Annotated in this window: 6 protein-coding genes and 1 pseudogene; 4 read left to right on the top strand and 3 right to left on the bottom strand. The window is 73.6% G+C overall.

Annotation, left to right across the window (positions count from 1 at the left end):
• Positions 1-372 (bottom strand): annotated as a pseudogene (locus BLA60_RS39065) (hypothetical protein); the annotation flags it as partial.
• Complete coding sequence (locus BLA60_RS39060) at positions 369-1,607, bottom strand: serine/threonine-protein kinase (protein ID WP_154814908.1); 1,239 nt, start codon at positions 1,605-1,607, stop codon at positions 369-371. The pseudogene BLA60_RS39065 and the gene BLA60_RS39060, both read right to left, overlap by 4 nt.
• Positions 1,608-1,664: 57 nt before the next feature.
• On the opposite strand from BLA60_RS39060, the gene BLA60_RS39055 reads away from it, so the two are divergent.
• Complete coding sequence (locus BLA60_RS39055; RefSeq protein WP_154814907.1) at positions 1,665-2,417, top strand: hypothetical protein; 753 nt, start codon at positions 1,665-1,667, stop codon at positions 2,415-2,417.
• A complete protein-coding gene (locus BLA60_RS39050) occupies positions 2,414-3,019 on the top strand; it encodes a hypothetical protein (RefSeq protein ID WP_154814906.1) in 606 nt (201 codons plus the stop codon). The genes BLA60_RS39055 and BLA60_RS39050 overlap by 4 nt, the downstream gene beginning before the upstream one ends.
• Here the strand turns inward: BLA60_RS39050 and BLA60_RS39045 are convergent.
• A complete protein-coding gene (locus tag BLA60_RS39045; protein ID WP_154814905.1) occupies positions 2,991-5,489 on the bottom strand; it encodes an Hsp70 family protein in 2,499 nt (832 codons plus the stop codon). The genes BLA60_RS39050 and BLA60_RS39045 overlap by 29 nt on opposite strands.
• Positions 5,490-5,726: 237 nt before the next feature.
• Here BLA60_RS39045 and BLA60_RS46005 point away from each other — a divergent pair, with 237 nt between their 5' ends.
• A complete protein-coding gene (locus tag BLA60_RS46005; RefSeq protein WP_075138135.1) occupies positions 5,727-7,082 on the top strand; it encodes a glycosyl hydrolase family 18 protein in 1,356 nt (451 codons plus the stop codon).
• 188 nt (positions 7,083-7,270) lie between these two features.
• Complete coding sequence (locus BLA60_RS39035) at positions 7,271-8,431, top strand: hypothetical protein (protein WP_154814904.1); 1,161 nt, start codon at positions 7,271-7,273, stop codon at positions 8,429-8,431.
• The last annotated feature ends 17 nt before the right edge of the window (positions 8,432-8,448 follow it).

Below are 8,448 nucleotides of genomic sequence, written 5' to 3'. Positions count from 1 at the left end.
GGCGGCGCGGGCGCCCGGGACCGCGGCCAGCGCCGGCACCGCGTCCCGGGCGGCCCACAGCGTGCCGGTCACGGTGTCCTCGTCGAGGACGTGGTCGATGCCGGCGGCCGCGACCGCCGCCTCGGCCCGCAGCAGCCGCCGGTCCAGCTGCGGCACCCCGGCGACCGTCGAGGCCGGCCACCACGCCAGCGCCCACTCCACGTAGGCCACCGTCCGCGCGGCGGCCAGCACGTCGGGGTCGTCGTCGAGCCAGTCGGCGGCCAGCGCCGGGTCGTGGACCGTCGTGGTGGGGGAGGCGCTGTCCGACAACACGTCCCAGTGCAGGGTGGCGCCCCTGGCCAGCAGCAGCGCGGTGCGCTCGGGGTGGGTCATCGGGCGGCCACCAGCCGTTCGAGGGCGGCGCGCAGGCGGTCGCGCTGGTCGAGGATGACCGAGCGCAGCACGCCGTCGAGCAGGTCCCACAGCGCGTCGGCGGTGACCTCGCCGCCGCGCACCTCCCGGCCGTGCAGACGCACCCACAGCCGCCGCAGGTACGCGCGGCGCACGCCGAGGATGTCGGCCCGCAGCGCTTCGGGGACACCGGCCGCCGCCGGATCCGGCAGGCGCAGCACGCGGTGGACGTAGGCCTCCCGGTCCCAGCGCGACCGCAGCCGGCGTTGCGCGCCGGACGTCGGCTCGTGCTCCAGGCCGGCGCTGGCGTCCCGGCCGAGGACCATGGTGACCCGGCTGGCCTCCTCGCCCAGCTGCCAGGCCCGGCCGGTGCGGTCGATCTCCCGGCGCACCAACGCGGGCAGTCCGGCCGGGTCGCTCCCGGTGACCGTGGTGAACAGTCGTTCCAGGACCGACCGGTCCAGTGGCCTTGGCAGGTCCCGTTTGGACGCCCGGTCACCGAGTTCTGGCGGCACCGGCACCGTCCGGTCGGACAGGCCGTAGCCGCGCGCCACGCCCGGCCCGGCCAGTTCCGCCGCGCCGCGACTGCCGGCGTTCGCGGCCACCAGCGCCGGGAACCCGGCGGTGTCACCGGAGACCAGGAACGCCGCGACCCCGGGATCCGGCCCGGGATCCCGCGCCGGGTCCGGGACGGGGTGTCGCGCGGCGCGCAGCAGCCGGTCGAGTTCCCCGGCGTTGGCCGGGTCGGTCAGGTAGCGGCGCAGGTCCTCGGCGGTGAGCCGGGACGCGCCCGCGTGGACCTCCTCGACGACGTCGGCGGCGACCCGCTCGGCGTCCGCGCCGGGACGGCCGTGGGTGGTCGCCAGCTCGAAGCAGCGCTGGAAGTACAGGTCCTGCGGGTGGCCCTCGGTGATGCCCGCGCGCCGCCGCGCCCGCTTCACCAGCAGATACCACTCGGCGGTCGCCCTCAGCGCCGGGCCGGCGGCGGTGATCGTGGCGACCAGGTCGTCGGCGTGCGCGCCGGACACCGCACCGGCGGCGAACCCCGGGTTGAGCACCGGGCGCAGCACCAGCGGGTCCAGGATCAGCTTCACCGTGCGGGCCAGTGGGCGGCCGGCGGCGTTGGTGAGCGGGGCGACCCCGTCACCGAGCAGCGACCACGCCCTGGCCAGCAGCGCCGCGCGCGGCACCGTGCGCTCACCGGGAAGGACGCTCACCGGCCCGAGCATAGTTTCTGTGACCGGTAGGCCCGCCGCCCACGGGAGGCTGCGCCCGTGACAGGGATCCAATGGCTGGTCATCGGGATGGGCGTGGCCTACGTCGCCGGGGGGCTGATGCTGTCCTTCGTCCTCGACAAGCGCGCGGTCGGGCGGCCGTCGCCGCCGGACCTACGGCTGATCGCGCGGACCATCGGCCGGGGCCGGCGGGGGGAGTGGGGCCGGCCCCAGCCGGGCCTCGGCGACTTCCTGGAGCCCACCTACTACGCCGACTCCTCCGCCGCGCCCGCCGCACCGCCGCACGTCGGGTCGCTGCGGCTGTGGTGGTTCGCCGGCGGCGAGTGGGAGGGCGTGCCGGCGGTGCGGCTGGCTCTCGACGGACCGGAGGGCCAGGTGAGCGTGGAGGTGCTGACGAGCGAACCGGGGAAGCTGCGGCCGGGCACCATGATCCCGTTCCACCCCGCCACCCGGGACACTCAGGCACGGGCGGCGGTCACGGCGACCCCCGTACGGATCGCCCGCGCCATCGCCGACGAACGGCTGCGCCGGGGGCTCTACGACACCACCCAGCACGCCCTGGTCGTCGACGGCGTCACCACCGTCGCGCCGGTGACCCGCCCGTGGCCCACCGGCCGGATCCGCGACGGCCAGGTGGAGGTGACCGTCCGCGCGACCGTCGGCGACCAGGTGGTGCCCTGCACCGGGTTCGTGCGGCCCGAGGACGCGGCCGGGATGCGCCTGTCCCGCCGGGCGCCGGTCACGCTCGGCGCCGGCGGTTCCACCGGGACACTCGGGCCGTTCCCGTGGTGAGCCACACCGCCCCGGGTCCGGTGCGCTACGCCATGGTCCGGGGCACCGACGCCGACCAGTCGAACTCCCTGCGGCGGATCGCCGCCCAGCTGTCCGTCGAACTGCCCGAGGGCCTGTTCCTGGTGGAGGCCGAGGTGTCGGCCGAGGAACTGGCCAGGCTGCTGCCCGGGCGTTACGTCGCCGTCCGGGTGGATCCCGCGCAGCCGAACCGGGCGGTGCGGGTGGTCGGCGTGCCGCGCCGCGCGCAGCTGGCCGGGCTGGTGCGCGAGAAGCGGCGGCGCGGGCTGCTGCCGGGAACCGGGAACCTCGGCAAGGCCGTCGAGGCCACCGTCCGCGAGATCCACCCGGACCCCGAGTACGTCCGCGCCGACCACACCCGGGTGGAGTTCGTGCTCGACCCCCGCTCCGAACCGGCCTACCTCACCGGCACCCCGGACCGGGGCGGCGTGCGCGCCCACGGCTACTACCTGCCCGAGCAGCTCGTCAGCTACGCGCCGGGCACGGCCGTGCGCTGGGTGCCCCAGCGCGAGCCGTTCCTGGTGCCCGACACCGAGCTGGTGGCCCTGACCGCAGTCAGTCCGTCAGGGCAACGGCGCCGATGACCGTCCCGTCCCCGTTGAGGGAACCGAAACCACAGATCAGGTAGTCGCCGACGCGCACGGACTGTTCGGCGTCGGGGAGTTCCTCGGCCACCCGTGGGTCCAGCTCGGGCGCCTCGGTCATCTCGTTCGCCCCGGCCACGGTGTACAGGGTGGACGGTCCGGGCGTGACCACCAGCACCGCGACCTCCTCGCTCTCGGCGGCCATCAGCTTCACCTCGGTCGTGTCGCGCAGCGCGTACTGCCACTGCCGGCGGTCGTCGCGCTCCGCGATGACACCGTTGCTGGTGGAGTCCTCACCGCGCGGGAGGTAGAGGTTCTTGCCGTCCAGCACCAGGTTCTCCGGCGGGCGGGCCGCGCCCCCGCCGGTGCCGGTGCCCTCCATCGCCACGCCGTCCAGGCTGACCGCGCCGGTGTCGAACGAGTCGGTCACCGCGTACAGCCGCTGGAGCGACAGGCCGGTGTAGCAGCCGATCACCAGCTCGTCCTTGCCGGTCTGGCGCATGAACACGTTGTCGATGGTGTTGGACAGCTCCGGGCACCCGTCCAGCTCGGCGCCCAGCTCCCACGTCGGGTGGTCGATGCTCCACGACAGGATCCTCGGCGTGGCGACGTGGTCGCACTGGGACAGGGCGAGGATGGTGTCGCGCTGCACCTGGGCGTGGCCGGTGAGCCGGCAGAGGTGCAGCAGCGGCTCGGCGCCCGACTCGGTCGTCCCCAGCCGTTCACCGGTTCTGGTGTCCACCCAGGTCAGGTCGGTCGGGTGCTCGTCCTGGGAGTTGCTGGCGCCGTAGGCGGCGGTCACCAGGTCGCCGTTGATCGACAGCGACGTGCCGCCGATCTTGCCCAGCCAGCCGGTGTAGTCCTCGTCGACCAGGGAGACCGGCTCGGACCACTGCGCCTCACCGGTCTCGACCGAGATGGTCTGGAGGTGGTGGCAGTTCTCGCCGCCCTCCTCGCCCATCTCGCCGTAGGCGAACGCGCCGACGCCGGCCGGCGTGACGGTGGGGGTCATGTTGCACAGGAAGTTGTTGTCGGGCAGGTCGAAGGACCACAGCTGCTCGCCGGTGGCCGCGTCGAAGGCGATGAAACCCTGCCAGTGGCCCAGCACCACCGAGTCCGGCGCGGCCCACATGCCCTCGAACACGCCGACCTGGTCCATGGTCATCGACCAGTGGTACCCGTTCTGGCCGTTGGGCCCGGCCGGCTCGTCGCCGCCCGACGGGGACGGCGACGCGGTCGTGGACCGCCACGGGGCCAGCACCACGACCGCCACGATCGCCGCGACCAGCGCCACCGCCGCCGCGCCGATCAACGCGGCCCGGCGCGCCCCGGGACGGGCCGGCCCGGGCGCCGCGTACGGCAGGGGACCGGGCGGGACCGGGGGTGCGGGCGGCAGCGAACCAGGGGCCGGCGGCACAGGCGCTCCTCGGGGCGGCTGGACGGGGGCCGGGCCGGCGCACGCACCGAGCGCGGCGGCCGTCTCCGGCTGGCTCGGCACGACCGGTGTCACCCGCAGCCGCTCGGCGATCGTCGCGGCCACCAGCGGGATGCGGCTCGACCCGCCGACCAGGCACACCCCGGCGGCGCCGGTGACCGACCCGAGCAGTTCGACGACCCTGGCCACCTCCGGCTGGAGCAGTGTCTCCAGCTCGGCGCGGGTCACCGGCACCGGACCGAACGGCTCGGGCAGCGCCACCACCGTGCTCGGGTGCTCGGACAGCGCCTCCTTGGCGGCCCGGACCTCGTCCCGTACCGCCAGCGCGGCCCGCCGGTCCTCCGACGACCCGGGGGTGACCAGCCGCTCCCACGCCGGCTGGTCCCGGTCCCCGACCTGCCGGCCGAGGTGGTCGAGCAGGGCCTGGTCGATCTCCAGACCGCCCAGGCCGGGCGGGCCCGGTTCGGCCAGCACGGGCCCGGGGCCGGCCACGGCGATCTCCACCCGGCCCGCCCCCAGGTCGACGACCGCCAGCGGCTGACCGGTCCCCGGCGCGACGTGCGCCACCACCGCCGCCGGCGCGGCCACCAGCTGGATGGTCCCGCTGACACCGGCCAGCCGGGCCGCCTCCAGCAGTACCGCGCACCGCGCGGTGTCCCACCGGGCGGGGTGGGTCAGCCGGACCTGGTCGGGCGGAGCACCGCCGAGCTGGCGGCCGGCCTCGGTGAGGACCGTGCCCAGGACCGCGGCCAGCGCCGCCGCCACCGGCACCGCCACCGGTGTCGCCGTCGGTGTCGTGGCCTCGCCGAGCAGCAGGTTCGGCTCACCGACCCGGCTCAGCGGGTGCGGCTCGAACCGGTCCGGCGCGGTGCGGGCCAGCCGCAGCGCCTCCCGGCCGACGACCAGCCGGCCGTCCTCGGCGGCGAACACGCCCGAGGGCATGGCCGACGCGCCGTCGATCTCGATCACCCGTGGCGGGTGGTCGGGCGCGGCGAACGCAGCCACCGTGGTGGACGTCCCGAGGTCGACGGACAACACCCTGGACCCCGGCTGGTTCCGATCCGAGCCGGGAGTGGCACCCGGCCCACTGACACTCACGTTCCTCGATCCCCTTCACCCCGACACCTGCGGCTGCACATGCTGGGGGAGTGCCGCGCGGGGGAACAGGCCACGCACCGGCCATTCGTGGCCGGCCGCCTCTGGCGCGAATAGGTCTAGACAAATATTGTCAGAGGTCCGATCACTGCTCCCCCCTGCTACGGAAGGTGATCCATGAGAAGGACCCGTCTCCTGGCCGTGCTCACGACCGTGTTCGCCATGGTCGCCGGGCTCGTGGCGCTCGCGGCGGCCCCGGCCGCCGCCGCGCTGCCCAACGGCTTCCGCAGCGTCGGCTACCTGCCCTCCTGGTCGGGCAGCGTCAACGCCGTGCAGTACGGCAAGCTCACCCACATCAACTACGCGTTCGCCCTGCCCAACTCCAACGGCACCCTGCAGGCCATCCCCGACCCCGGCAAGCTCTCCTCGCTGGTCAGCCAGGGACACGCCAACGGCGTCAAGGTCCTGCTGGCCATCGGCGGCTGGAACGACGGCAACGACTCGGCGTTCGAGGCACTCGCCGCCAGCTCCGCTGGTCGGACCACCTTCGTCAACAGCGTGGTCAGCGTGGTCAACCAGTACGGCCTCGACGGCGTGGACATCGACTGGGAGTACCCCGACCCCGGCGCCTCCGGCAACAACTTCACCGCGTTGATGGGGCAGCTCAGCGACGCCATGCACAGCCGGGGCAAACTGCTCACGGCGGCCGTGGTCTCCGGCGGCGGAACCGCCGAGGGCGTGCAGCCGGCGGTGTTCGGCCACGTCGACTTCCTCAACATCATGGCCTACGACGGCGGCAGCCCCCACGCCAACTACGACTGGTCGATCGCCTCGGCCAACTACTGGAAGTCCCGGGGGCTGCCCGCGTCCAAGACCGTGCTCGGCGTGCCGTTCTACAGCCGCCCCAACTACTACACCTACTCCCAGCTGGTCTCGATGGACCCGGCCAACGCCAACCGGGACTGTGTCAGCGTCGGCGGCGCCCAGCAGTGCTACAACGGCATCCCCACCATCAAGCGCAAGACCCAGTGGGCGATGGCCAACGCCGGCGGCATCATGAACTGGGAGCTGTCCCAGGACACCAGCGGCGCGACCTCGCTGGTGAGCGCCATCTACGAGGTCGCCACCGGTGGCGGCGGCAACCCGCCCGGCGACGGTGGTCAGATCACCGGCATCGGCGGCAAGTGCGTCGACGTGGCCAGCGCCAGCAGCGCCAACGGGACCGCCGTGCAACTGTGGACGTGCAACGGCACCACCGCCCAGAGCTGGACGGCCGGCTCCGACGGCACGCTGCGCGCGCTGGGCAAGTGCATGGACGTCACCAGCGCCGGCACCGCCAACGGCACCCCGATCCAGCTGTGGGACTGCAACGGCACCGGCGCCCAGGTCTGGCAGGCCCAGTCCAACGGCACCCTGCGCAACCCGGCGTCCGGCCGCTGCCTGGACGCCACCGGTCCCAGCTCCGCCGACGGCACCCGGCTGCAGATCTGGGACTGCTTCGCGGGCAGCAACCAGGTCTGGAACCTGCCCTGACCTGCCCGAGGTGAGCTGACCGGCGGGACCCGGCACGGAAACAGGGGCCGTGCCGGGCCGCACGGTCCGGGCGCGCATCGGCGTGCGGGTTCGACAAAACCGTTGGCAACCCGGGGAAACTCCAGGCGTCCTGTGAACGTGGGAGGCCGGAGGGGCCGGCTTCCCGAGTTCAGAACTGAGGGGAATTCATGCGTTGTCGACTCATGGGTGCGTTGCTGGCCGGGCTGGTCGCCGTCACCCTGCCGACGGTCACCGCGACCACCGCGAACGCCCAACCGGAGCCGGGTTCGGCGTTCGTCGCGGCGGAGTCGTCGGTGCGGGTGCTCGACACCCGCACCGGTGACGGCGTGCCGGTCTGGACACGGAGTTCGGTCACCGTCGACGTGGCGGACCGGGTTCCGTTGGGTGCCACGGCCGTCGTGCTGAACGTCACGGGGGTGGCGTTGACCCAACCGACCTACGTCAGCGCCTGGCAGGCCGGCGAGCCAAGACCCGGGGTGTCGAGCCTGAACCTGGTGGTCGGCGAGACACGGTCCACCACCGTCACCGTGCCGGTCGGCTCGGACCGGCGGGTGAGCCTGTACAACCACAACGGCAACACCCACCTGATCGCCGACTTCGTCGGGCACTACGGTCAGGGCGGCACGTCCTGGTACAACTCCGTTACCCAGCAACGGTTCCTGGACACCCGGGGCGGTGAACCGTTCCACGGCGGTTCCGCCCGCACGGTCAGCCTCGCCGGTCTGGTGCCGCCGTCGACGACGTCGGTCGTGCTCAACGTGACTGCCGTCGACCCGACCAAGCACACCTTCCTGACCGTGTCGCGCACCATCACCGGACGCCCGACCACGTCCAGCCTCAACGCCTACCCGTACCGGATCACCCCCAACCTGGTGACCGTGCCGGTGAGCGACGAGCTGAACATCGCGGTGTGGAACAACTCCGGTGAGGTCGACGTGCTGCTCGACCTGTTCGGCTACTACTCGCCCGACGAGGGCGCCGGCTTCCACCCGATCACCCCGGTGCGCGGCTACGACTCCCGCACGACCGAGTGGGTGTGGCCGAACGCGCAGCGCAACGTGCCGCTGGGTGGTGTGGTGCCGGCGGAGGCCGAGACGGTGCTGTTCAACCTGACCGGTATCGGCTACTTCTACGGCACCAGCCTGACCGCCTGGCCGGCCGGCCAGCCCCGGCCGAACGTGTCGTCGGTGAACATCAACGGCTCGCAGACCGCCGCGAACCACGCCGTGGTCGACCTGGGCACCAGGCGCGCGGTGGACGTGTACAACGCCAGCGACCACACCCACATCGTGGTGGACGTGGCGGGATATTTCGCTCCGCGCGCCTGACGTGTCGATCCGGGGTC

The organism is Actinophytocola xinjiangensis (genome assembly GCF_001921215.1).
Lineage (GTDB): Bacteria > Actinomycetota > Actinomycetes > Mycobacteriales > Pseudonocardiaceae > Actinophytocola > Actinophytocola xinjiangensis.
Note: the sequence above shows the minus strand (reverse complement) of the source record. Positions and strands in the feature narration are given on the sequence as shown.